Origin of the sequence: Klebsiella ornithinolytica, from assembly GCF_030505655.1 — a bacterium.
GTDB classification, from domain to species: domain Bacteria; phylum Pseudomonadota; class Gammaproteobacteria; order Enterobacterales; family Enterobacteriaceae; genus Klebsiella; species Klebsiella ornithinolytica.
In genome coordinates this window covers 4,538,435-4,563,243 of the sequence record NZ_CP130153.1, presented here as the reverse complement: position 1 = coordinate 4,563,243, position 24,809 = coordinate 4,538,435, and the positions used below count along the sequence as shown (strand labels likewise).

Sequence of the window (24,809 nt, the reverse complement as noted above, 5' to 3'; positions counted from 1 at the left end):
AAGGAGAGAGCGTGATCGTTTCTGATGACAAAGCGTGCCGTTTGCCCGCGTCAATTGCGCATGAGGGCGAACCGCCGGTGGTGGTTGGACGCATGGTGCAGGTGCCGTATCCGATTGTGCCACTCTATGCCGCGCTGCTGATTGCCCTCGGCTGGTTTGCGGGCGAGCAGTGGCGCAATCCCCCTGTAACATCAGCATTGGTTGTGCCGGCGGCGCATGCGGCACTGGTGCCAATGGCTTCCTCGGCGCAAAAAAAGGTTAAGCCGGTCGCCGCCCCGGAACCTGAGAAAGCGAAACCCGAGGCTATCGTCGATGACGATAATCTGCCGGCGCTGCGCTATAGCGCGCATGTCTACGCGTCCTCGGCGGAGAAACGCAGCATCGTGTTAAATGGTCAGTCCTGGAAAGAGGGGGAGTCGCCGCTGCCGAATCTGGTGATTGAGCAAATTCAGCAGGATGTCACGCTATTCAGTTTTAACGGTAAGACATTTACCCTTGCGGCTCTCGACGACTGGCCGGGAGGCATTATTGAAGATAGCCCTCAAGGGGAATAAAGCGGTGCGAAATAATAAACAGCAGAGCTATTTCGTCATTTTATTGACTGCGTAAGCTATCAATAAAGGGCGCCAGCTGGCGATTAAACTGGCTGCATTTGGTGGTTTCCGGCGTACTGTCCTGCTGCAGTTGCTGATACATTTGCGTGCTGCGCTGGTTGAGCGTGGCGTAATCAATATTACTCCATCCTCTCTTTTTGCCAACATTCCATGCCGCGCGGTCGATAGCGTCATCGGAAGGAAGATCGCTACGGCTGCATTTATTTTTCAGATAACGCGCGCCGGCGGCCACGGAAGAGAGCTGTTCCAGCTGCGCTTCGTTGCTGATGGCGGGGCTGAGCGTAGACGAACGGTTCTGCTGGCAACCCGCGAGAACGGCAATCATGAGCAGCGGAAATATAACGGAAGTTCGCATAATATATTAAAGGGATCGGGTTAACTGAAGGACAGTTTAACAAATATTTTCATGCTGTCATCAGGAAATATTATTATAGATATTTGTTAAGGCGCTCCCGTTTTTATCGTCAAATGGCTTAATGTTTCTCTTTACTTCTTGCCAGAATATTTCTTGTCACACTCAGAATATAATATTCAATCCGCGCTGAGGTTTTTGTTTTTTATCGTGACAGAGGTCCTCAGACAGACCGCTGAGACGATGAACGGCGGAGAATATTTTTTATGTTATTAAAAAACATAATATTTTCGCTTTTGTTACGTCGTGAGGGAGTAAAATGCTGGTTAAGCCTGTCCCGGTTTAGTGCTATCCTGTGTCACCTGGACTATTTGTGCTATGTCCCAAAATTCTCGTCAGGCGATGCGTATAACATGATGATTTATATTATGAATTCTCCAGGAGTACATAAACATACATCATGACCGCGCCCTGAGACGCGAAGTGCTGTGATACCGAGGTCGTGGCCTGCGGGTTGAGACCTCCGGGCGTGAATTTGAGAGATATCTTCTTCCTCTTTCAAGAGGAAGTATTGAGAATCAGGCTTTTACGCCTGAAAGTTGCGGAGAAAAAGCATGGCGGGAGATGACCGCGAGCCTATCGGACGTAAGGGAAAGCCCTCGCGTCCGGCAAAACAAAAAGTGACTCGTCGTCGGGTCCGGGATGAGGACTACGACGATGATTACGACGATGATGATTATGAGGATCAAGAGCCGATGCCGAAGAAAGCAAAAGGCAAAGGTAACAAGCCTCGCCGTAAACGTACCTGGCTATGGCTACTGTTCAAGCTAGGGATCGTGGTCGCGGTGCTGGTTGCCGCTTACGGTGTCTACCTCGATCAGAAAATCCGTAGCCGTATCGACGGCAAAGTCTGGGAGCTTCCGGCGGCGGTCTATGGCCGGATGGTTAACCTCGAACCGGATATGCAGATCAGCAAAAATGAGATGGTGCGTCTGCTGAATGCCACGCAGTACCGCCAGGTCAGCGCGATGACGCGTCCGGGCGAGTACACCGTGCAGGCCAACAGCATTGAGATGATCCGTCGTCCGTTTGATTTCCCTGATAGTAAAGAAGGGCAGGTGCGTGCACGCCTGACCTTTGACGGCGATCATCTGGAAACGATTGAGAATATGGAGAACAACCGCCAGTTCGGCTTCTTCCGTCTCGATCCGCGGCTGATCACGATGCTGCAGTCGGCAAATGGCGAACAGCGTCTGTTTGTCAAGCGCAGCGGTTTCCCGGACCTGCTGGTGGATACGCTGCTGGCGACCGAAGACCGTCACTTCTATGAACACGACGGGATCAGCCTGTACTCGATTGGTCGTGCGGTGCTGGCGAACCTGACGGCCGGGCGCACGGTGCAAGGGGCCAGTACGCTGACCCAGCAGCTGGTGAAAAACCTGTTCCTTTCCAGCGAGCGTTCTTACTGGCGTAAAGCGAACGAAGCCTATATGGCGCTGATCGTTGATGCGCGTTACAGCAAGGATCGTATCCTTGAGCTGTATATGAACGAGGTATACCTCGGTCAGAGCGGCGACAACGAAATTCGCGGCTTCCCGCTGGCGAGCCTCTATTACTTTGGCCGCCCGGTCGAAGAACTCAGCCTCGACCAGCAGGCGCTGCTGGTCGGGATGGTGAAAGGGGCATCGATTTACAACCCGTGGCGTAATCCGAAGCTGGCGCTGGAACGACGCAACCTGGTGCTGCGTCTGCTGCAGCAGCAGAACGTGATCGATCAGGAGCTGTATGACATGCTGAGCGCGCGTCCGCTGGGCGTGCAGCCGCGCGGCGGCGTGATCTCTCCACAGCCGGCATTTATGCAGATGGTTCGTCAGGAGCTGCAGGCGAAACTGGGCGATAAGGTGAAAGATCTCTCCGGCGTGAAGATCTTTACTACCTTTGACTCCGTTGCGCAGGATGCGGCAGAAAAAGCGGCGACCGACGGCATTCCGGCCTTGAAGAAACAGCGTAAGCTGCCGGATCTGGAAACCGCGATGGTGGTCGTTGACCGCTTTACGGGCGAAGTGCGGGCGATGGTCGGCGGTGCGGAACCGCAGTTTGCCGGTTACAACCGCGCGATGCAGGCCCGCCGTTCAATCGGTTCTCTGGCGAAGCCAGCGACCTATCTGACGGCGCTGAGCTTGCCGAACCAGTATCGCCTGAACACCTCGATTGCCGATGCACCGATCTCCATCCGTCTGCCAAACGGTCAGACCTGGTCCCCGCAGAACGACGATCGTCGCTTTAGTGGTCAGGTGATGCTGGTGGATGCGTTGACGCGCTCGATGAACGTGCCGACCGTTAACCTCGGGATGGCGCTGGGCCTGCCGGCGATAACCGACACCTGGGTCAAACTGGGCGTGCCGAAAGATCAGCTGCACCCGGTACCGGCGATGATTCTCGGGGCGTTGAACCTGACGCCGATCGAAGTCGCGCAGGCGTTCCAGACCATCGCCAGCGGCGGTAACCGCGCGACGCTTTCGGCGCTGCGTTCGGTCATCGCCGAAGATGGTACCGTGCTGTATCAGAGCTATCCGCAGGCAGAGCGTGCGGTGCCGGCGCAGGCGGCGTACATGACGCTGTGGACCATGCAGCAGGTTGTGCAGCGCGGTACCGGCCGTCAGCTTGGCGCGAAGTATCCGGGCCTGCATCTGGCAGGGAAAACCGGGACCACCAACAATAACGTCGATACCTGGTTTGCCGGTATTGACGGCGGTCAGGTGACCATTACCTGGGTGGGTCGCGATAACAACCAGCCGACGAAACTCTACGGTGCCAGCGGCGCCATGTCTATTTACCAGCGCTATCTGGCTAACCAGACGCCGACGCCGCTGGTGTTGACGGCACCGGAAGACGTGGTGGATATGGGCGTGGACAGCAATGGCAACTTCGTGTGTAGCGGGGGGATGCGTTCGCTTCCGGTCTGGACAACCACGCCGGATGCGCTGTGTCGCCAGGGCGAGCAGATGCAACAGCAGCAGCTGGAGCAGCAGCAGCAGAACAATCCGTTCAATCAGTCCGGACAGCAGCAGCCGGCGCAACAACAGCAGCAACAGCAACAGCCCGCGAAGCAGGAAAAGAGCGATGGCGTAGCAGGCTGGATTAAGGATATGTTCGGCGGTAACTGATCGTCGTCACCAGGCCCTCTGATACAGATGTATCAGAGGGCTTTTTTTTTTCTGCACATTACTTAACAGTCACTTAACCCCACAATAACTGCCTGGTTATTATTTCATCCTTCAGTCTTCAGCGCGGGGCATACCACTTGCCTTGTATTCTGCGTTTCGCCTATTATGTCAACGGTCATAATAATAATTCTCGTTTACGTTATCATTCACTTTCATCAGAGATATACCCATGGCGCGTCCAAAAACTGCTCAGCCAAATCACTCGCTGCGTAAAATCGCAGTCGTAGTAGCCACGGCGGTTAGCGGCATGTCTGTCTATGCGCAGGCAGCAGTTGAACCGAAACAAGAAGAAACCATCACCGTTATCGCGGCACCTGCCGCGCAAGAGAGTGCCTGGGGCCCGTCGCCCACGATCGCGGCGAAACATTCGGCAACTGCGACCAAAACCGATACCCCGATTGAAAAAACACCGCAGTCTGTCTCCGTCGTCACCCGTGCCGAGATGGACATGAAGCAGCCGACGACGGTGAAAGAGGCGCTGTCCTATACGCCGAGCGTCTTCTCCACCCGCGGCAGCTCTACCACCTATGATGTGGTGACCATTCGCGGCTTCACGACCTCCACAACGGTCAATACCAACCAGTATCTGGACGGCATGAAGCTGCAGGGGAATAACTATTCAGAAGTGTCGATGGACCCTTATTTCCTTGAACGTGTGGAAGTGATGCGTGGGCCAACATCGGTGCTGTACGGCAACAGCAACCCTGGCGGCATCGTCAGTATGGTGAGCAAGCGTCCGACGACCGAACCGCTGAAAGAAATTCAGTTCAAAATGGGTACCGATAATCTGTGGCAGACCGGTTTTGACTTCAGTGATGCCATCGATGATAACGGCGTATGGTCGTATCGACTGACCGGTTTAGGCCGCAGTCAGGATGCGCAGCAGCAGATGGCGAAATCGACTCGCTACGCGGTCGCGCCCTCCTTCAGCTGGCGTCCGGATGATAAAACCGACTTCACTTTCCTGAGCAACTTCCAGAACGATCCGTATGCCGGTTACTACGGCTGGCTGCCTCGCGAAGGGACCGTGGTGCCGTATTACGATGCCAACGGCAATGCCCATAAGCTGCCGACTGATTACAACGAAGGCGAGCCGGATAACAAGATGTCCCGCCGTCAGCAGATGGTCGGCTACAGCTTCTCGCATCAGTTCGATGACACCTTCACGGTGCGTCAGAACCTGCGCTATACCGACGTGAAGACGCTGTATCGCTCCGTTTACGGTAACGGCTATTCGGCTCCGGGCCAAATCAACCGCGCCTATGTGCGTTCTGATGAACATCTCAATACGTTCACCGTTGATACGCAGCTGCAGTCTGATTTTGCCACCGGCGCGGTTAACCATACGTTGCTGACCGGCGTTGATTATTCGCGCATGCGTAACGATGTGAATGCGGAATACGGTTCTGCCGATTCAATCAGCATGAACAATCCGCAATACGGTAATGCGAACGTCAACGTGAACTTCCCCTACGCGGTGCTGAACCGCATGGAGCAGACCGGCCTGTATGCTCAGGACCAGATGGAGTGGGACAAATGGGTAATGACGCTGGGCGGCCGCTATGATTACGCCATGGCTTCGACCCTGACGCGCTCTTCTAACGATCTCGCGGAAAACCACGATCAGCAGTTTACCTGGCGTGGTGGTATTAACTATCTGTTCGATAACGGCATCTCTCCGTACTTCAGCTATAGCCAGTCCTTCGAACCGGTTTCCGGCTCTTCCCGCGAAGGCAAGCCGTTCGATCCTTCTCGCGGCGAGCAGTATGAAGCGGGCGTGAAATACGTCCCGAAAGATATGCCGGTGGTGGTGACCGCGGCAGTCTATCAGCTGACCAAAGACAAAAACCTGACCGCGGATCCCAACGATCCGTACGGAATTTATAGCATTCAAACAGGTGAAATTCGCTCACGCGGCTTTGAGCTGGAAGCAAAAGCAGCGGTCAATGCCAATATCAACCTGACGGCGGCCTATAGCTATACCGATGCGGAGTACACCGAAGACACCGTATTCAAAGGCAAACGTCCGGCGGAAGTTCCGCGCAACATGGCGTCGCTGTGGGCGGATTATACCTTCCACGAGAGCGCGCTGAGCGGTCTGACGGTCGGGGCCGGGGCGCGTTATATCGGCTCGACGGTGAGCTACTACAAAAATGATACCGACACCGGGAAGAAAAACGACTCCTTCAACGTGGCCGGCTATGCATTGATGGATGCCACGGTGAAATACGATCTGGCGCGTTTTGGTCTGCCAGGATCGTCTGTGGGGATCAACGTGAACAACCTGTTCGATCGTGAGTACGTATCCAGCTGCTACAGCGAATACGCGTGCTACTGGGGCGCAGGACGTCAGGTTATTGCGACCGGAACCTTCCGCTTCTAATCACTTACCGGGCGCGGTTCGCCGCGCCGTTCACCAGGTCGCCGCTATGCAGGAAAACTCTCCGCACTCTGATACCACGTTTTCGTTGAATCGCGTTACCTTTCGCGTACCTGGCCGTACGCTGCTGCATCCTCTCTCCTTAACTTTCCCGGCGGGAAAAGTGACGGGGCTGATTGGCCATAATGGCTCCGGCAAATCCACACTGCTGAAAATGCTCGGCCGTCATCAGCCGCCGTCGGAAGGCGATGTGCTGCTGGACGGGCAGCCTCTGGACAGCTGGAGCAGCAAGGCCTTTGCCCGTAAAGTGGCCTATCTGCCGCAGCAGCTGCCGCCGGCGGAAGGGATGACCGTGCGCGAGCTGGTGGCCATCGGCCGCTATCCGTGGCACGGCGCGCTGGGGCGTTTCGGTGCCGCCGACCGGGAAAAAGTTGAAGAGGCGATTGCGTTGGTCGGCCTTAAGCCGCTGGCGCACCGGCTGGTTGACAGCCTGTCAGGCGGTGAGCGCCAGCGGGCGTGGATTGCCATGCTGGTGGCGCAGGACAGCCGCTGTTTATTGCTGGATGAACCTACCTCGGCGCTGGATATTGCCCATCAGGTGGATGTCCTGGCGCTGGTGCATCGTTTGAGTCAACAGCGCGGGTTAACGGTGATCGCCGTTCTGCACGATATCAACATGGCTGCCCGTTACTGTGATTATCTGGTCGCGTTACGTGGTGGGGAGATGATTGCTCAGGGCACGCCCGCGCAGCTGATGCGCAGCGAAACGCTGGAGCAAATTTACGGTATTCCGATGGGTATTCTGCCGCATCCGGCGGGTAGCGCGCCGGTAAGCTTTGTCTATTGATGGAAAAGACCCCTTTCATTACCCGTCGCCGTCTGCTGGCGGCGATGGCCCTGTCGCCCCTGCTGTGGCAGATGCGCGGCGCCCAGGCCGCAAGCTTCGATCCGCAGCGTATTGTGGCGCTGGAGTGGCTGCCGGCAGAACTCCTGCTGGCGCTTGGCGTGACGCCCTATGGCGTGGCCGATATCCCGAACTATAACCTGTGGGTGAATGAACCGGCGCTGCCTTCCTCGGTGATTGATGTCGGGCTGCGTACGGAGCCGAATCTTGAGCTGCTGACGCAGATGAAACCGTCGTTTATCGTCTGGTCGGCCGGATATGGGCCGTCGCCAGAGAAGCTGGCGCGCATTGCCCCGGGGCGGGGATTCACCTTCAGCGACGGTAAACGACCGCTGCAGATGGCGCAGCAATCTCTCAACGAGATGGCCGAGCTGATTGGCCGGCAGCAGGCGGCGAAGCGCCATCTGGCGGAATTTGACGCGCTGATGGAGAATCTGCGCCCGCGTTTCGCCCGCCGTGGCGATCGTCCGCTGCTGATGATCACCTTGCTCGATCCCCGCCATGTCCTGGTTTTCGGCAATAATTGCCTGTTTCAGGAGGTGCTCGATCGCCTGGGGATTAAAAATGCCTGGCGCGGTGAAACCGCCTTCTGGGGCAGCGTCAGCGTGGGAATCGATCGACTGGCCGCCTACAAAGAGACCGATGTTATCTGCTTCGACCACGGTAATCGTGCCGAAATGAGCCAACTGATGAGTACGCCGCTCTGGCAGGCGATGCCGTTTGTCCGCGAAGGGCGCTTCCAGCGCGTGCCGGCTGTCTGGTTCTACGGTGCGACGCTGTCGGCAATGCATTTTGCCCGCGTGCTGGCGGATGTCCAGGGAGGTGAGGCATGAGATCGCGACTGTCTCCTCTGGCGGCACTGCTGCTGACGGTGCTGGCGATGACCGCATTTGCGCTCAGCTTCTTGAATCTCCAGGCGGCGTTGCCGCAGCACGAGTGGCGCCAGGCGCTGTGGCAGCCGGATATCGACAATATCGCTCAGATGTTGTTCCACTACAGCCTGCTGCCGAGACTGGCGGTGTCGCTGCTGGTTGGCGCGGGGCTCGGACTGGTGGGCGTGCTGTTCCAGCAGGTGCTGCGCAACCCGCTGGCGGAACCGACCACCCTCGGGGTCGCGACCGGCGCTCAGCTGGGGATGACGGTGACGACGCTGTGGGCGATTCCCGGCGTACTGGCGTCGCAATTCGCCGCACTGGCGGGGGCCTGTCTTGTCGGGGCGCTGGTTTTCGGCGTCTCGTGGGGAAAACGGCTGTCGCCGGTAACCCTGATTCTTGCCGGTCTGGTGGTCAGTCTGTACTGCGGGGCGCTGAACCAGCTGATGGTTATTTTCCATCACGATCAGCTGCAAAGTATGTTCCTGTGGAGCACCGGTACGCTGACGCAAACCGACTGGAGCGTGGTGCAACGGCTGTGGCCGCAGCTGCTCGGCGGCCTCATGTTAACGTTGCTGCTGCTGCGTCCCCTCACGCTGATGGGGCTGGATGATGGCGTGGCGCGTAATCTCGGACTGGCGCTCTCTCTGGCGCGTCTGGCCACGCTGACGCTGGCGATCGTTATCAGCGCGTTGCTGGTGAATGCGGTGGGGATTATCGGTTTTATCGGCCTGTTTTCGCCGCTGCTGGCGAAAATGCTCGGCGCGCGTCGTCTGCTGTCGCGTCTGCTGCTGTCGGCGGTGATTGGCGCGCTCATTCTCTGGCTGTCAGACCAGATCATTCTGTGGCTGACCCGGGTATGGCGGGAAGTGTCCACCGGTTCCGTGACGGCGCTGATCGGCGCGCCGCTGCTGCTGTGGCTGCTGCCGCGCTTGCGCAGCATCAGTGCGCCGGTGATGAATGCCGGCGATAAAGTGCTGGTGGAACGGCAAAACGTACGGGGATTTGCGTTTGGCGGTTTGCTGATCCTGCTGCTGGCGCTCCTCGTCGCCCTGGCCTTTGGGCGGGATGCGCAGAGCTGGCACTGGGCGAGCGGCACGCTGCTGGATCAACTGATGCCGTGGCGCTGGCCGCGGGTGTTCGCCGCGCTGTTCGCCGGGGTGATGCTGGCGGTCGCGGGGTGTATTATCCAGCGCCTGACCGGTAACCCGATGGCCAGCCCGGAAGTGCTGGGCATCAGCTCCGGCGCAGCTTTTGGTATTGTCCTGATGCTGTTTTTCGTTCCCGGCAACGCTTTCGGCTGGCTGCTGCCGGCCGGTAGCCTGGGGGCGGCGGCGACGCTGCTGGTGATCCTGGTGGCTGCCGGGCGCGGCGGTTTCTCGCCGCACCGGATGCTGCTGGCGGGGATGGCGCTCAGCACCGCCTTCACTATGCTGTTGATGATGCTGCAGGCCAGCGGCGATCCGCGCATGGCGCAGATTCTGACGTGGATTTCCGGCTCGACTTACGGCGCCACGCCGGAGATGGTCGTTCGGAGCGGGATGGCGATGGTGCTGCTGCTGATTCTGGTGCCGCTGTGTCGGCGCTGGCTGACGATTCTGCCGCTGGGTGGTGAAGCCGCACGCGCGGTAGGTATGGCGCTGACGCCGTCGCGGGTCGCTCTGCTGCTGCTGGCCGCTGGCCTGACGGCGTCCGCCACGCTGACTATCGGCCCGCTGAGTTTTGTTGGCCTGATGGCGCCGCATATTGCGCGCATGATGGGATTCCGCCGGACGATGCCGCAGATGGTGATGGCCGGGTTGATCGGCGGGTTGCTGCTGGTCTTTGCCGACTGGTGCGGGCGAATGATGATGTTCCCGTATCAGATCCCCGCAGGTCTGCTGTCGACCTTTATCGGCGCGCCGTACTTTATTTATCTGCTGAGGAAACAGAGCCGATAATTTTCCCCGGTGGCGCTTCGCTTACCGGGGCGACAAAAACACAGGCCGGGCAAGCTTGCGCTGCCCGGTCTTGAATTACAGCTTCGCAAACGCCTTACGGGCGGCGGCGATGGTATCGTTGATATCATCAGGGGTGTGGGCAATCGACATAAAGCCGGCCTCAAACGCCGATGGCGCCAGATAGACGCCTTCTTCCAGCATCAGATGGAAGAAACGCTTAAAGCGTTCAACGTCGCACTTCAGCACATCCTGATAGCAGGTGACCGTTTCGGCATCGGTAAAGAAGAGGCCGAACATGCCGCCCACATTATTCACCACCAGCGGAATGCCCGCTTCGCGCGCGGCATCCAGCAGCCCTTGAGAGAGCTGATTGGTTAAATCGGTCAGCGTTTCGTGGACGCCCGGCTGGGCGACTTCGCTCAGGCAGGCAAAACCGGCTGCCATGGCGATCGGGTTACCAGACAGGGTTCCGGCCTGATACACCGGGCCGGTCGGGGCCAGGGCATCCATCACATCGCGACGACCGCCAAATGCGCCGACCGGCATACCGCCCCCGATGATCTTGCCCAGACAGGTCAGATCCGGAACCACGTCGTAGTATGACTGCGCGCCCGCCAGCGCCACGCGGAAGCCGGTCATCACTTCATCGATAATCAGCAGCGCGCCAAATTCGTCGCACAGCGCGCGCAGGCCCGGCAGGAACGCCGGTAGCGGTGGGATGCAGTTCATGTTGCCGGCTACCGGCTCCACGATGATGCAGGCAATCTCTTGCGGATATTGCTCAAACGCGGCGCGAACGGAGGCCAGATCGTTATAGGTGCAGGTCAGGGTATGTTTAGCAAAATCAGCCGGTACGCCCGGTGAGTTCGGCTGGCCCAGGGTCAGCGCGCCGGAGCCCGCTTTCACCAGCAGACAGTCGGCGTGGCCGTGATAGCACCCTTCAAATTTGATGATTTTGTCACGGCCGGTAAAGCCACGGGCCAGGCGAATGGCGCTCATCGTCGCTTCGGTACCGGAGTTCACCATCCGCACCATATCCATCGTTGGGACCAGTTCGGTCACCAGCTCCGCCATTTTGACTTCCATTTCCGTCGGCGCGCCAAAGCTCAGGCCGCGCTCCGCGGCTTCAATCACCGCATTGCGAATGGCCGGATGGTTATGGCCCAGTACCATGGGGCCCCAGGAGCCGACATAATCGATATACGCTTTACCGTCGACATCGTACAGCCTGGCGCCGTCGGCGCGTTCGATAAACAGCGGTGTACCGCCGACGCCGCTAAAGGCGCGGACCGGCGAGTTCACGCCGCCGGGGATGAGTTCACGTGCGGCGCTATAGAGTGTTTCAGATTTGCTCATTGCCATGATCCTGGTTCGTGATAAATGTTTTGCTGGTTATTCTAAGTTATTCCAGGATAGTTATGAAAGTTTTGCCCAATTGAAACAAAGCGCAGCAGGTGCATTTTTCCCGCGACGTAGGACGTTCAGAAGGCTAAAATGTCCCCTTCGTATTTGTATGACTATTGACGATAAGAGTATGAAAACAGAAGCCTCTACTTTTGAAGCAAAACAAATCGTGCGCTTGCGTCGTGGCGATGTGGTACGTCGATTAGTTCAACGTGACAAAACGCCGCTGGCGGTGCTGCTGATGGCCGCGGTGGTCGGCACGCTGGCCGGGCTGGTGGGGGTCGCCTTTGAAAAGAGCGTCAGCTGGGTGCAGAACATGCGCATCGGTTCCCTGGTGCAGGTGGCGGATCACGGGTTCCTGATTTGGCCGCTGGCTTTTATTTTATCTGCGTTGCTGGCGATGGTGGGCTATTTTCTGGTGCGTCGTTTCGCGCCGGAGGCAGGGGGATCCGGTATACCGGAGATCGAAGGGGCGCTGGAAGAGCTGCGTCCGGTTCGCTGGTGGCGAGTGCTGCCGGTAAAATTTATCGGCGGGATGGGGACGCTGGGCGCCGGCATGGTGCTCGGTCGCGAAGGGCCAACGGTACAGCTGGGCGGCAACGTCGGGCGAATGGTGCTGGATATTTTCCGCATGCGCAGCCCCGAAGCGCGCCACACGTTGCTGGCCACCGGGGCCGCGGCGGGGCTCTCTGCGGCATTTAACGCGCCGCTGGCGGGGATTTTATTCATTATCGAAGAGATGCGCCCGCAGTTTCGCTACAACCTGATTTCGATTAAAGCCGTCTTTACCGGCGTGATTATGTCGAGCATTGTGTTCCGTATCTTTAATGGCGAATCGGCGATTATTGAGGTCGGCAAGCTGAGCGATGCGCCGGTGAATACGCTGTGGCTGTACCTGATCCTGGGGATGATTTTTGGCTGCGTTGGCCCGCTGTTTAATAGCCTGGTGCTGCGCACCCAGGATATGTTCCAGCGTATTCATGGCGGCAATACGAAAAAGTGGGTACTGATCGGCGGGCTAATTGGCGGAATGTGCGGCGTTCTCGGGCTGATTCAACCGGCGGCGGCAGGAGGCGGTTTTAACCTGATTCCGATTGCTGCGGCGGGCAACTTTTCCGTTGGCCTGCTGCTGTTTATCTTTATCGCCCGCGTGATAACCACGTTACTCTGTTTCTCCTCCGGGGCGCCCGGCGGCATTTTTGCGCCGATGCTGGCGCTGGGAACCTTGCTGGGAACCGCCTTCGGGATGGCCGTCACGCCGATGCTGCCGGCCTATCATCTGGATGCCGGGACCTTTGCGATTGCCGGAATGGGGGCCCTGCTGGCGGCGTCAATCCGCGCTCCGCTGACCGGGATTGTGCTGGTGCTGGAGATGACCGATAACTATCAGCTCATTCTGCCAATGATTATTACCTGTCTTGGCGCAACACTACTGGCGCAATTCCTTGGCGGTAAGCCTTTGTATTCCACGATCCTGGAGCGCACGCTGGCGAAACAGGCCGCAGAACAGGCGGCAAAAGCGCAGCAGGTTGCCGGGGAGAATACTTGAACGATTTACCAGGGTATTAGATAATGGCTCATAAGGTCGGGTTATTCTTTAACCGGTCAGAAGTATCAATGGGAGCATAAAATGAGTGATGACGTAGCGTTGCCGCTGGAGTTTACTGAAGCTGCAGCCAAAAAAGTAAAATTCCTGATTGCAGATGAAGACAATCCAAACCTGAAACTGCGTGTGTATATCACCGGTGGTGGTTGCAGTGGTTTTCAGTACGGCTTCACCTTCGACGATCAGGTTAACGAAGGCGATATGACCATCGAAAAACAGGGCGTCGGCCTGGTGGTCGATCCGATGAGCCTGCAGTATCTGGTCGGCGGTGCCGTCGACTACACTGAAGGCCTGGAAGGCTCGCGTTTTATCGTGACCAACCCGAATGCGAAAAGTACCTGCGGCTGCGGGTCTTCATTCAGCGTCTGATCCCCGCACTGGATTCTCGCCCCGGTAGTTTTTCTCCGCCGGGGCAATTTCCCCGTTCTATCGCCCGTGATCATCGAGGGCAAAAGTCGGCAGCTTCAGATGCCAACGGATGGCCGCAAGGCGAATCATCAGCGTGACGACCATGCCCATCATCGCCGAGTTCTGCAGCGAAACATGAAAAGTGTCATAGGCCGTGGCGTGCACGATACCGCCGACAATACAGGCCGTGGCATAGATTTCCGTGCGTAAAATCATCGGAATTTCGCGCGCCAGTACGTCGCGAATGATCCCGCCGCCTACGCCGGTGACGACACCCATACAGATAGCGACCAGCGGGCCGCTGTGGGCCAGAAACGCTTTATTCACTCCGATGCCGACAAATACCGCCAGACCAACGGCATCAAGCACCGGCAATATCCATTTCGGCAGTCGACGTGGCTGGCGCACCAGCAGAATGGTCAGCATGCTGGTGACCATCGCCACCACCAGATCAGTGGGGTCTTTTACCCAGAACACCGGGCCGTTGGCGAGCGCCATATCGCGAATGGTCCCACCGCCCACGGCGGTGACAACGCCGAGCACCAGCACGCCAAAGGGATCCATCCGGAGTTTACCGGCCAGCAATACGCCCGAGATAGCAAATACGGCGGTGCCAATAATATCCAGCCAATAGACAAGCATCGTCAGTTCTCGTTAAGCGCCCGGATCCTTAGGCTATTTTTACTCACCAAATTGCATCCGCACGGCGTCCGCCAACCGTACGTATGTCGGTTACACTGGCGTTCTCTGTAGCGGATGTCGTTATTACCCTGCGCAAACGGCGCTATTTGACCTGCCCGAGCGCCTCGCAGAGCTGTTTTGCGGCGAGGATAATACGCGGGCTTGCGCGTTCAAACCAGTCGCCATCTACTGCAATCAGGGAAATTTTTAACTGATTATGCCAGTAACGTTCAACTTCAGGGAGTCTGCTGGCATCACCGGCGATAACAATGGCCTGAGGCTGCCTTGCCAGGACCTGTTCACGACTCACCTGGGGCCAGGGAACCGGGCTGGAGGCAAAAATGTTGTCACCGCCGCACAACGTCAGCACCTGGTCCTGAATCGATCCCCGACTGCTGGTAAAAAGGGGATTGCTGCCAAACTGCAGAAAGACGCGTTTTTTCGGCGTATGTGCGTAGCGGGCTTTGAGGGCATCATAGTCGTCCTGCATTCGCTGTGCGGATGCGCGAGCCTTTTCCGGCTGCGGACTCCACTGCGCCAGCTGTCGCAGCGTCGCAATGATCTCTTCAATCGTCGCGGTATTGACCCAGAGTACCTTGATCCCCAGCGCGCTCAGTTGATTAACCTGCCGCTCGGCATTGCCGCCGCGCCATGCCAGAATCAGGTCCGGCTGCAACGCGACAATGCGTTCCAGGTTCATCCCTTGCCAGCTGGCAACCTGTTCGATACCGGCCGCTTGCGGCGGATAATCGGAATGGCTGCTGACGCCAACCGGCGTAATACCGGCGGCAAAGGCCAGTTCGGTATTGGAGGGGGATAGCGTGATAACCCGCGGCGCGGCGAAGAGCCACGCCGGGGTAAGCAGCAGCAGAGCGGCAAGCGCCCGTTTTAGCGACTTAGCCACGCGCCAGCGTCTGTACCAGTTTTTCCACCATCAGCGTGGACTGTTTGGCGGCAACGGTGAGGAACTCATCAAAGCTCAGGTGAGACTGCTGATCCGCCACGTCGGAAATCGCGCGTACCACCACGAACGGTACGCCGAAGTTGTGGCAAACATGGGCAATCGCCGTTGCTTCCATTTCAACCGCTACGGCCTGCGGGAAGTTGTGGCGGATTTTCGCCAGCCCGACCGAGCCGTTGATGAAGGCGTCACCGCTGACGATCAGGCCGCGCACCGCGTGCAGATTCAGCGCTTCGATGCAGCTTTGCGCGGCGGCAATCAGCTTATCGTCGGCTTTGAAGCCTGCCGGGCAGCCTGGCAGCTGGCCATACTCATAACCAAAGGCGGTGACGTCGGCATCGTGGTAGCGGGTCTCGTCGGAGATGACGATGTCGCCGACTTTCAGCGTCGACGCCAGTCCGCCTGCGGAGCCGGTGTTGATAATCACGTCCGGCTTGCAAATCTCCAGCAGCAGGGCCGCGCCCATCGCCGCCGCCACTTTGCCAATGCCTGATTTTAACAGGGCGACATCGGTACCGTTCAGCTGGCCGGTGTAGATTTCGCTCCCGCCATGGGTCAGAGTCTGACGGTTTTCGATTTTGTCGCGCAGAAGGGTAACTTCTTCTTCCATAGCGCCAATAATGCCGATTTTCATAGATTTACTCGCGATGTGTCAGGTTTAGTTGCATAGTCTATCATGCACTCAAAGGGAAACGTTATTGCTCGCGCGGGAGAGGCCATGGCAAAGATTGATTTTCGCAACAAGATTAACTGGCGTCGGCGCTACCGCTCGCCGCAGGGGGTCGAAACGGAACGTGAGATCCTGCGTATTTTTGAAAGCGATCGCGGGCGAATTATCAACTCGCCGGCAATCCGCCGTTTACAGCAAAAAACCCAGGTCTTCCCGCTGGAACGTAATGCCGCGGTGCGGACTCGTTTAACCCACTCCCTTGAAGTTCAGCAGGTGGGACGCTATATCGCCAAAGAGATCCTCAGTCGCCTGAAAGAGCAGCGTCTGCTGGAAGCCTACGGGCTGGATGAACTCACCGGACCGTTTGAGAGCGTGGTGGAAATGGCCTGCCTGATGCATGACATCGGCAATCCGCCGTTCGGCCATTTTGGCGAGGCGGCGATTAATGACTGGTTCCGTCAGCGGCTCGCGCCTGACGATGCCGCCGGCGCGCCGTTAGCGCAGGATCGTTGTACGGTGGAGGCGCTCCGTTTGCAGGAGGGCGCTGACGAACTGAATGTGCTGCGGAGCAAAGTTCGTCAGGATCTGTGCTGGTTTGAAGGCAACGCGCAGGGTATTCGCTTAGTGCATACCCTGATGCGGATGAATCTGACCTGGGCGCAGGTTGGCTGCATTCTAAAATATACGCGCCCGGCGTGGTGGCGGGGAGAACTTCCCTCCAGCCACAGTTATTTAATGAAGAAGCCTGGTTATTATTTAGCCGAAGAGGGCTATATTGCGAGGTTGCGTAAAGAACTGGAGCTGGCTCCTTACAATCGTTTTCCTTTGACCTGGATTATGGAGGCGGCGGACGATATCTCATATTGTGTGGCCGATCTTGAGGATGCGGTAGAAAAACGTATTTTCAGCGTAGAACAACTTTATCAGCTGCTTCACGAGGCGTGGGGGCAGCATGAAAAAGGCTCTTTATTTTCGCAAGTGGTAGAAAATGCCTGGGATAAATCGCGCGCGAATTCTCTGAGTCGAAGTACAGAAGATCAGTTCTTTATGTATTTACGGGTCAACACGCTGAATAAACTGGTGCCGTATGCGGCACGCCGGTTTATCGATAATTTACCGAAGATCTTTGCCGGTGATTTTAATCATGCGCTGCTTGAGGACGATAGCGACTGCAGTCAGCTGCTGGAACTATATAAAAACGTTGCGATAAAACATGTGTTTAGTCATCCAGACGTTGAGCAGCTGGAATTACAAGGCTATCGGGTGATTAGCGGTCTTCTGGATATCTATGAGCCGCTGTTAAAATTATCGCTGGAGGAGTTTAGCTTATTAGTGGAGAAAGAGCGGGTGAGGAGCTTACCTATCGCCTCGCGCTTGTTCCAGAAACTTTCGACGCGTCATCGGCTGGCCTATGTTGAAGCAGTAAATAAGGTTTCGCGCGATGCTGAAGAATTTCCGGTGATGGAATATTATTATCGCTGCCGTCTGATACAGGACTATATCAGTGGGATGACGGATTTGTATGCCTGGGATGAATATCGACGCTTGATGGCGGTGGAATAAGTACAGGTTTTGTAAAGACGAACAATAAATTTTTACTTTTTCCAGATGCTTAATTCCGGAACTTAGCGCGATAAAATGACTCTGATAGTCACATACATAGCAATTTGCATTATCTAAAATCGAGATTGAGACATATGAAAAAAACCACGTTAGCAATGAGTGCACTGGCTCTGAGTTTAGGTCTGGCGTTATCCCCGCTCTCTGCGAGCGCGGCAGAAACGTCCTCTTCGGCCTCAAGTACACAGCAAATGCCAAGCCTGGCCCCGATGCTGGAAAAAGTGATGCCGTCGGTTGTCAGCATTAATGTTGAAGGCAGCACAACGGTCAACACTCCGCGGATGCCGCGTAACTTCCAGCAGTTCTTTGGTGATAATTCACCGTTCTGCCAGGATGGTTCGCCGTTCCAGAGTTCTCCGTTCTGTCAGGGCGGTGGACAGGGCGGCGGGGCGCCGGGTGATGGCGGTCAGCAGCAGAAATTTATGGCGCTGGGCTCCGGGGTGATCATCGATGCGGCTAAAGGCTATGTCGTGACCAATAACCACGTTGTGGATAATGCGACCACGATTAAAGTACAGCTGAGCGACGGACGTAAGTTTGATGCCAAAGTCGTTGGCAAAGATCCGCGTTCCGATATTGCGCTGATCCAGATTCAGGATCCGAAAAATCTGACGGCGATTAAGCTGGCAGATTCCGATGCGCTGCGCGTCGGTGACTACACCGTCGCGATCGGTAACCCGTTTGGTCTGGGTGAAACCGTCACTTCGGGTATTGTCTCCGCGCTTGGCCGTAGCGGCCTGAACGTTGAAAACTACGAAAACTTTATCCAGACCGATGCGGCGATCAACCGCGGTAACTCCGGCGGTGCGCTGGTTAACCTGAACGGCGAACTGATCGGGATTAATACCGCGATCCTGGCGCCGGACGGCGGCAATATCGGTATCGGTTTTGCCATCCCGAGTAACATGGTCAAAAACCTGACCGAGCAGATGGTTAAGTATGGCCAGGTGAAACGCGGCGAGCTGGGTATTATGGGGACCGAGCTGAACTCTGAACTGGCGAAAGCGATGAAGGTCGATGCGCAGCGCGGTGCCTTCGTCAGCCAGGTTATGCCGGGTTCTGCGGCGGCGAAGGCTGGTATCAAAGCCGGTGACGTGATTACCTCGCTGAACGGTAAGCCTATCAGCAGCTTCGCGGCGCTGCGTGCGCAAGTCGGTACTATGCCTATCGGTAGCAAAGTCCAGCTGGGACTGGTACGCGACGGCAAAGCGGTCAATGCGACCGTCGAACTGCAGCAGAGCAACCAGACTCAGGTTGACTCCAGCACCATCTTCAATGGTATTGAAGGTGCGGAAATGAGCAACAAAGGTCAGGACAAAGGTGTGGTGGTCAATAATGTGAAAGCGGGGACTCCGGCGGCACAAATTGGCCTCAAGAAAGGCGACATCATCGTCGGCGCTAACCAGCAGCCGGTGAAAAATATCGCCGATCTGCGCAAAATCTTTGATGCCAAACCTTCGGTGCTGGCGCTGAACATCCAGCGTGGCGATAGCACTATCTATCTGCTGATGCAGTAATCGCTAACGGCTAAACCAGCCCCTTCTCCTCGTTGCGGGAAGGGGCTTTTTTTTGCCCCGCTATCCGCCGCGCTTTCCTTTCTGTGACTCCACCCGCAACTCCATACTTCTCTGCCTGGCTTTATGCATATGCACAATGCGACGTTCGGCCAACTCTTTTATGCTGACCCCCTGTTGACGGGAGGGTTACATGGCTGGCTGGCATCTTGATACCAACATGGCGCAGGATATCGTTGCGCGAACGATGCGCATCATTGATACCAATATCAACGTAATGGACGCCCGCGGGCGCATTATCGGCAGCGGCGATCGCGAGCGAATTGGGGAATTGCACGAAGGGGCGCTGCTGGTGCTTTCCCAGGGGCGGGTCGTGGATATTGATGATGCGGTTGCTCGTCATCTACACGGCGTGCGTCAGGGGATTAACCTGCCTTTGCGTCTGGAGGGGGAGATCGTCGGCGTGATTGGCCTCACCGGCGAACCAGAAACGCTGCGCAAATATGGCGAGCTGGTGTGCATGACCGCCGAGATGATGCTGGAGCAGTCGCGGTTAATGCATCTTCTGGCCCAGGATAGCCGCCTGCGTGAAGAGCTGGTCATGAACCTGATTCAGGCAGAAGAGAATACGCCCGCCTTAACCGAGTGGGCGCAGCGGTTGGGCATCGATCTGAACCAGCCTCGCGTGGTCGCGATGATTGAAGTGGATAGCGGTCAGCTCGGGGTAGACAGCGCCATGGCCGAACTGCAGCAGCTGCAAACCGCCCTGACCACGCCCGATCGCAACAATCTGGTGGCGATTGTCTCACTGACCGAGATGGTGGTGCTCAAACCGGCATTCAATGCCTTTGGTCGCTGGGACGCGGAGGATCACCGCAAACGAATCGATCAGCTGATCGCCCGAATGAAAGAAAACGGCCAGCTGCGCTTTCGCGTGGCGCTGGGGAACTTCTTTACCGGCCCCGGCAGCATCGCCCGTTCCTGGCGCACCGCGCGTACCACGATGATGGTCGGCAAACAGCGGATGCCCGAGAGCCGCAGCTATTTTTATCAGGATTTAATGTTACCGGTGCTGCTCGATAGCCTGCGCGGCGGCTGGCAGGCCAATGAACTCGCCCGTCCTCTGGTCAGGCTGAAGGCGATGGATAATAACGGTCTGTTGCGGCGTACTCTACAAGCCTGGTTTCGCCATAACGTGCAGCCGCTGGCGACGTCAAAGGCGCTGTTTATTCATCGTAATACGCTGGAGTATCGCCTGAATCGTATTGCTGAACTGACGGGACTGGACCTGGGGAGTTTTGACGATCGTTTGCTGCTTTATATTGCGCTGCAGCTGGATGAACAGCGTTAGAAGATAGCCCGGATAGCGACACAGTGTCTTCTCCGGGTTGCTGTGGGTCTCTCCCCGGAAAGCATCGCCGGCCAGGGAGTGAAAACCAACTTATTTATTCCGCGTCAGTTTTTCCAGATCGGCTTCAATTTCACTGATCTTATGAGTGACGACGCTTTCCAGATGACGCAGATCGTCAAGGATCTTACGTTTGAGGTCGACTTCGGTACGATCGCGCTGGCAGATCTGATCCAGCTCATCGATAACGTAGCGCAGATTCGGGCTAATTTCCTGAACCTCTTTATACCCCTGGCCTACGCCATCTGCGACAACGGTCTTACGCTGGCGCGGGTATTTAAACTTGACGCTTTTGGCGAAGAACTCGCCTTTGTCTTTCTGAAAATAGATTTTCAGAATGTCGTTGTTGGCTTCCTGCCGCAGGCTATAGCGATCGATCTCATCAGGATTGGTAATGCCAAGACTTTTCAGATTATCGTACATAACGGTACCTTTGATATCATCATAACCTTTGAATAATTAACGAAAAGATCCATCTTCGCCAGCTTCAAATATAAAAAAAGCGGGATATCTCCCGCTTTTTATTCTGCTTAGTCGATGGTACGCAGCAGTTCGTTAATGCCGACCTTGCCGCGAGTTTTCGCATCCACTTTCTTCACGATAACGGCGCAGTACAGGCTGTACTTGCCATCTTTCGACGGCAGGTTGCCGGAAACCACCACTGAGCCCGCCGGAACGCGGCCATAATGGACTTCGCCGGTTTCGCGATCGTAAATTTTGGTGCTTTGACCCAGGTACACGCCCATGGAGATCACGGAACCTTCTTCAACGATCACGCCTTCAACCACTTCAGAGCGTGCGCCGATGAAGCAGTTGTCTTCGATGATTGTCGGGTTAGCCTGCAGCGGCTCCAGCACGCCACCGATGCCGACGCCGCCGGACAGGTGCACGTTTTTACCGATCTGCGCGCAGGAACCCACGGTGGCCCAGGTATCTACCATGGAGCCTTCATCAACGTAGGCGCCAATGTTGACGTAGGACGGCATCAGCACGGTGTTGCGGGCAATAAATGCGCCCTGACGAACCGCCGCCGGCGGAACCACGCGGAAGCCTTCTTTCTGGAAACGCGCTTCATCATAGTCAGCGAATTTCATCGGCACTTTATCGAAGTAGCGGCTTTCCGCACCGTCGATAACCTGGTTATCGTTAATACGGAAAGAGAGCAGAACCGCCTTCTTCAGCCATTGATGGGTGACCCACTGGCCATCGATTTTTTCAGCGACACGCAGCGCGCCGGAATCAAGCAGAGAAATCACCTGGTTAACCGCTTCGCGGGTTACGGTATCCACATTTGCCGGCGTGATGTCGGCGCGACGCTCAAAAGCGGACTCAATAACATTCTGTAATTGCTGCATTGTTTTACTCTTTCTCTTTACACATTAAAAGTTCGTCACCCTTTATCGTTTGGATTGAGGGCCTCTGTCAACCGTTGTTGTACTTCTTGTTGGAGCGCATTATTAAGCCCACGCCGGTCCGCCGTCGCGATTATAAATAAATCTTCTACTCGCTCACCAATTGTCGTAATTCTGGCCCCGTGAAGCGAAATATTGAGGTCGGCGAACACCTGACCCACGCGAGCCAGCAGGCCCGGCTGATCGAGCGCAATCAGCTCAAGAAACGATTTTCTGTCGGTGTGCGTTGGCAGGAAATTGACTTCGGTAACGACGGAGAAATGGCGAAGTTTCGCCGCCTGACGGCGCGGGGCCGGCGGCTGCCAGCTGCGTTGGGTGATGGTCTGTTCCAGGCCGTGGCGGATCATCTCATGGCGATCGGCGGAAAGCGGACTGCCGTCCGGCTCCAGTACAATAAAGGTATCCATCGCCATGCCGTCGCGGGTGGTAAAAATCTGGGCATCGTGAACGCTGAGGTTGCGGCGATCCAGTTCGCCACAGACGGCGGCAAACAGGTACGGGCGGTCCGGGCTCCAGATAAAAATTTCGGTCCCGCCGCGCGTGGCTTGCGAGCTGAGCAGGATCATCGGTTTGCTCAGGTCGTGTTTGAGCAAATTGCGGGCGTGCCAGGCGAGCTGGTTCGGCGTATGGCGCACGAAGTAGTTGGCGCGGCAGCGATTCCAGATTTGATGCAGCGCCTCTTCATTAATATTTTCCATCCGCAGGAGCGCCAGCGCCTGCAGCTGATGATGGCGTACCCGTTCGCGCATATCTGGCGTGCTTTGCATCCCGCGACGCAGCTGTTTTTCGGTGGCGAAATAGAGCTCGCGCAGCAGGCTCTGCTTCCAGCTGTTCCACAATGTTTCGTTGGTCGCACAGATATCGGCGACGGTCAGGCACACCAGGTAGCGCAGGCGGTTTTCGGTTTGCACCTCTTCGGCAAACTGCTTGATGACCTCCGGATCCTGAATATCACGGCGCTGAGCGGTGACCGACATCAACAGATGATGGCGCACCAGCCAGGCCACCAGCTGGGTTTCCCGCGAGTTAAGCCCGTGCAGCTCGGCGAATTTCAGCACATCCTGGGCACCGAGGACAGAATGATCGCCGCCGCGACCTTTAGCAATATCATGGAACAGGGCGGCAATCAGAATCAGCTCCGGGTGCGTCAGGCGAGGCCACAGTTCTACGCACAGCGGGTGGCGACTGCGGGTCTCTTCTTTGGCGAAGCTTTCCAGCTTCAGCATCACGCGGATCGTATGTTCATCGACCGTATAGGCATGAAACAGGTCAAACTGCATCTGGCCCACAATATGCGACCACTGCGGCATATAGGCCCACAGTACGCTGTGGCGGTGCATCGGTAACAGCCCCCGGCTGACCGCGCCCTGGTGGCGCAACATGCTGAGGAAAATCGTGCGCGCTTCCGGGATATAGCACAGCGGCTGCGTCAGATGGCGCCGCGCGTGGCGCAGGTGGCGAAGCGTCGTGGAGTAGATGCCGGTGATGTTGCTGTTACGCACCATAATATAGAACATGCGCAGGATCGCCTGCGGTTCGCGCATAAACAGCGTATCGTCGCGCAGGTCAATCAGCGTGCCGCGCAGCTGAAAATCATCATCGATGGGCCGCGGCTTTTCATCTTCGGTGAGGGCGAGGATTGCTTCATCAAACAGCTGGAGCAGCATGTGATTCAGTTCGCTGACCCGCCGGGTGACGCGGAAAAAATCCTTCATCATGTATTCGATAGGCTGATTGCCTTCGCCTTCGTAGCGCAGTCGGCGGGCGACGCTGAGCTGGCGGTCGAATAGCAGGCGGTTATCGTAGCGGTTTAACTCGAGGTGCAGCGCAAAGCGAATCCGCCACAGCTGGTGCAGACATTCGTTAAGCTCGTTACGTTCGGCTTCGGTGAGAAAGCCGAAGCCAACCATTTCATCCAGCGAGGTGGCGCCGAAGTGGCGACGGGCGACCCACTGTAGGGTGTGGATATCTCGCAGGCCGCCAGGGCTGCTTTTCACATCTGGTTCGAGGTTATAGCTGGTGCCGTGGTAGCGCTGGTGGCGGATGTTCTGCTCTTCGACCTTGGCGGCAAAAAACTTCTCTGAAGGCCAGAAACCATCGCTGAAGATATGTTTCTGCAGTTCAAGAAACAGGGCCACATCGCCAATCAGCAGGCGAGATTCAATCAGGTTGGTCGCGACGCTAAGATCGGACAGTCCTTCCAGCAGGCACTCTTCGAGCGTGCGTACGCTGTGGCCGACCTCGAGCTTGATATCCCACAGCAGCGTCAGCAGTTCGCCCACCTTCTGCGCCTGCTCATCGGAGAGTTTTTTGCGGCTGAGAATCAGCAGGTCGACGTCGGAGAGCGGGTGCAGCTCGCCGCGGCCATACCCCCCGACCGCGACCAGCGCCAGATCGCTGACCGGACCAAAGCCAAAATCAATCCACAGGCGCTGGAGCAACTGGTCGATAAATTCGGTGCGCGCTTCGATTAGCTGACCGGCGGCGATACCGCTATCAAACGCTTCACCCAGCCAGCGCTGGAAAATATCGAGGTGTGCCTTGATGGTGGCACAGGTCAAATCACCTTGCGGCCAGCTACCCGGATTCTCTGGCTGACCGGAGAGGGTAGGGGAGACAGTGTCAGGTAAAGAGTTGCTCATCGCGTCACCATAAGAAAATAACTATCGCCCATAAAAAAGCCGGGAGCGATTTTTAACGTCGCCCGCGACGGCCCATCGGGTGGCGGGCAGGACGCCCGTCATAAAAAAGCCGGGAGCGATTTTTAACGTCGCCCGCGACGGCCCATCGGGTGACGGGCAGGACGCCCGTCATAAAAAAGCCGGGAGCGATTTTT

General features: G+C 56.8%; 19 protein-coding genes. 11 read left to right on the top strand and 8 right to left on the bottom strand.

Annotated features, from left to right (window positions below; genetic code table 11):
- The first annotated feature begins 11 nt into the window (after window positions 1-11).
- Window positions 12-554, top strand: coding sequence for a type II secretion system assembly factor GspB (gene gspB / locus Q1L34_RS21710; protein WP_048024048.1), 543 nt, complete (start codon window positions 12-14; stop codon window positions 552-554).
- 40 nt (window positions 555-594) lie between these two features.
- Here gspB and gspS read toward each other — a convergent pair whose 3' ends face one another.
- Window positions 595-969, bottom strand: a complete 375-nt coding sequence (gene gspS / locus Q1L34_RS21705; RefSeq protein ID WP_032716589.1) for a type II secretion system pilot lipoprotein GspS — start codon at window positions 967-969, stop codon at window positions 595-597.
- Between the two features lie 611 nt (window positions 970-1,580).
- On the opposite strand from gspS, the gene mrcB reads away from it, so the two are divergent.
- The 5 genes from mrcB to fhuB all read left to right on the top strand — a co-directional run bounded on the left by mrcB (window position 1,581) and on the right by fhuB (window position 10,289).
- Window positions 1,581-4,133 carry a bifunctional glycosyl transferase/transpeptidase gene (mrcB, locus tag Q1L34_RS21700; protein WP_004858069.1) on the top strand — a complete coding sequence of 851 codons (2,553 nt, stop codon included), beginning with the start codon at window positions 1,581-1,583 and terminating at the stop codon, window positions 4,131-4,133.
- Between the two features lie 229 nt (window positions 4,134-4,362).
- A complete protein-coding gene (gene fhuA, locus Q1L34_RS21695; protein WP_015585113.1) occupies window positions 4,363-6,576 on the top strand; it encodes a ferrichrome porin FhuA in 2,214 nt (737 codons plus the stop codon).
- A 46-nt stretch (window positions 6,577-6,622) separates the two neighbouring features.
- A complete protein-coding gene (fhuC, locus tag Q1L34_RS21690; RefSeq protein ID WP_004858074.1) occupies window positions 6,623-7,420 on the top strand; it encodes a Fe3+-hydroxamate ABC transporter ATP-binding protein FhuC in 798 nt (265 codons plus the stop codon).
- Window positions 7,420-8,310, top strand: a complete 891-nt coding sequence (gene fhuD / locus Q1L34_RS21685; RefSeq protein ID WP_004858076.1) for a Fe(3+)-hydroxamate ABC transporter substrate-binding protein FhuD — start codon at window positions 7,420-7,422, stop codon at window positions 8,308-8,310. The genes fhuC and fhuD overlap by 1 nt, the downstream gene beginning before the upstream one ends.
- A complete protein-coding gene (gene fhuB, locus Q1L34_RS21680; RefSeq protein WP_327204278.1) occupies window positions 8,307-10,289 on the top strand; it encodes a Fe(3+)-hydroxamate ABC transporter permease FhuB in 1,983 nt (660 codons plus the stop codon). Before fhuD ends, fhuB begins: the two co-directional genes overlap by 4 nt.
- Window positions 10,290-10,364: 75 nt before the next feature.
- On the opposite strand, the gene hemL is transcribed toward fhuB, so the two are convergent.
- Window positions 10,365-11,645 carry a glutamate-1-semialdehyde 2,1-aminomutase gene (hemL, locus tag Q1L34_RS21675; protein WP_004858082.1) on the bottom strand — a complete coding sequence of 427 codons (1,281 nt, stop codon included), beginning with the start codon at window positions 11,643-11,645 and terminating at the stop codon, window positions 10,365-10,367.
- Window positions 11,646-11,823: 178 nt separating this feature from the next.
- On the opposite strand from hemL, the gene clcA reads away from it, so the two are divergent.
- Window positions 11,824-13,242, top strand: coding sequence for a H(+)/Cl(-) exchange transporter ClcA (clcA, locus tag Q1L34_RS21670; protein ID WP_015585111.1), 1,419 nt, complete (start codon window positions 11,824-11,826; stop codon window positions 13,240-13,242).
- Between the two features lie 81 nt (window positions 13,243-13,323).
- Window positions 13,324-13,668, top strand: coding sequence for an iron-sulfur cluster insertion protein ErpA (gene erpA, locus Q1L34_RS21665; RefSeq protein WP_004858085.1), 345 nt, complete (start codon window positions 13,324-13,326; stop codon window positions 13,666-13,668).
- A gap of 57 nt (window positions 13,669-13,725) precedes the next feature.
- Here erpA and Q1L34_RS21660 read toward each other — a convergent pair whose 3' ends face one another.
- The 3 genes from Q1L34_RS21660 to mtnN form a co-directional block, all read right to left on the bottom strand.
- On the bottom strand, window positions 13,726-14,349 hold the full coding sequence (locus Q1L34_RS21660) for a TRIC cation channel family protein (protein ID WP_015585110.1): 624 nt from the start codon (window positions 14,347-14,349) through the stop codon (window positions 13,726-13,728).
- A 142-nt stretch (window positions 14,350-14,491) separates the two neighbouring features.
- Window positions 14,492-15,292 (bottom strand): vitamin B12 ABC transporter substrate-binding protein BtuF, encoded by an 801-nt coding sequence (gene btuF, locus Q1L34_RS21655; protein ID WP_004858089.1) that lies wholly within the window; start codon window positions 15,290-15,292, stop codon window positions 14,492-14,494.
- A complete protein-coding gene (mtnN, locus tag Q1L34_RS21650) occupies window positions 15,285-15,983 on the bottom strand; it encodes a 5'-methylthioadenosine/S-adenosylhomocysteine nucleosidase (protein ID WP_004858091.1) in 699 nt (232 codons plus the stop codon). Before mtnN ends, btuF begins: the two co-directional genes overlap by 8 nt.
- Before the next feature lie 84 nt (window positions 15,984-16,067).
- Here mtnN and dgt point away from each other — a divergent pair, with 84 nt between their 5' ends.
- From dgt to Q1L34_RS21635, 3 genes are all read left to right on the top strand, one after another.
- A complete protein-coding gene (gene dgt, locus Q1L34_RS21645) occupies window positions 16,068-17,582 on the top strand; it encodes a dGTPase (RefSeq protein WP_048024042.1) in 1,515 nt (504 codons plus the stop codon).
- Between the two features lie 134 nt (window positions 17,583-17,716).
- Window positions 17,717-19,156 (top strand): serine endoprotease DegP, encoded by a 1,440-nt coding sequence (gene degP, locus Q1L34_RS21640; RefSeq protein WP_004858096.1) that lies wholly within the window; start codon window positions 17,717-17,719, stop codon window positions 19,154-19,156.
- A 190-nt stretch (window positions 19,157-19,346) separates the two neighbouring features.
- Window positions 19,347-20,504: a CdaR family transcriptional regulator gene (locus Q1L34_RS21635; protein WP_004858098.1), complete on the top strand. Its 1,158-nt coding sequence runs from the start codon at window positions 19,347-19,349 to the stop codon at window positions 20,502-20,504.
- Window positions 20,505-20,594: 90 nt separating this feature from the next.
- Here the strand turns inward: Q1L34_RS21635 and Q1L34_RS21630 are convergent, their stop codons facing one another.
- From Q1L34_RS21630 to glnD, 3 genes are all read right to left on the bottom strand, one after another.
- Entirely contained in the window at window positions 20,595-20,984 is a 390-nt protein-coding gene (locus Q1L34_RS21630) for a DUF3461 family protein (RefSeq protein WP_004858100.1), read from the bottom strand.
- A gap of 107 nt (window positions 20,985-21,091) precedes the next feature.
- Window positions 21,092-21,916: a 2,3,4,5-tetrahydropyridine-2,6-dicarboxylate N-succinyltransferase gene (dapD, locus tag Q1L34_RS21625; RefSeq protein ID WP_004858103.1), complete on the bottom strand. Its 825-nt coding sequence runs from the start codon at window positions 21,914-21,916 to the stop codon at window positions 21,092-21,094.
- Between the two features lie 35 nt (window positions 21,917-21,951).
- Entirely contained in the window at window positions 21,952-24,615 is a 2,664-nt protein-coding gene (gene glnD, locus Q1L34_RS21620) for a bifunctional uridylyltransferase/uridylyl-removing protein GlnD (protein ID WP_004858104.1), read from the bottom strand.
- Window positions 24,616-24,809 lie beyond the last annotated feature (194 nt).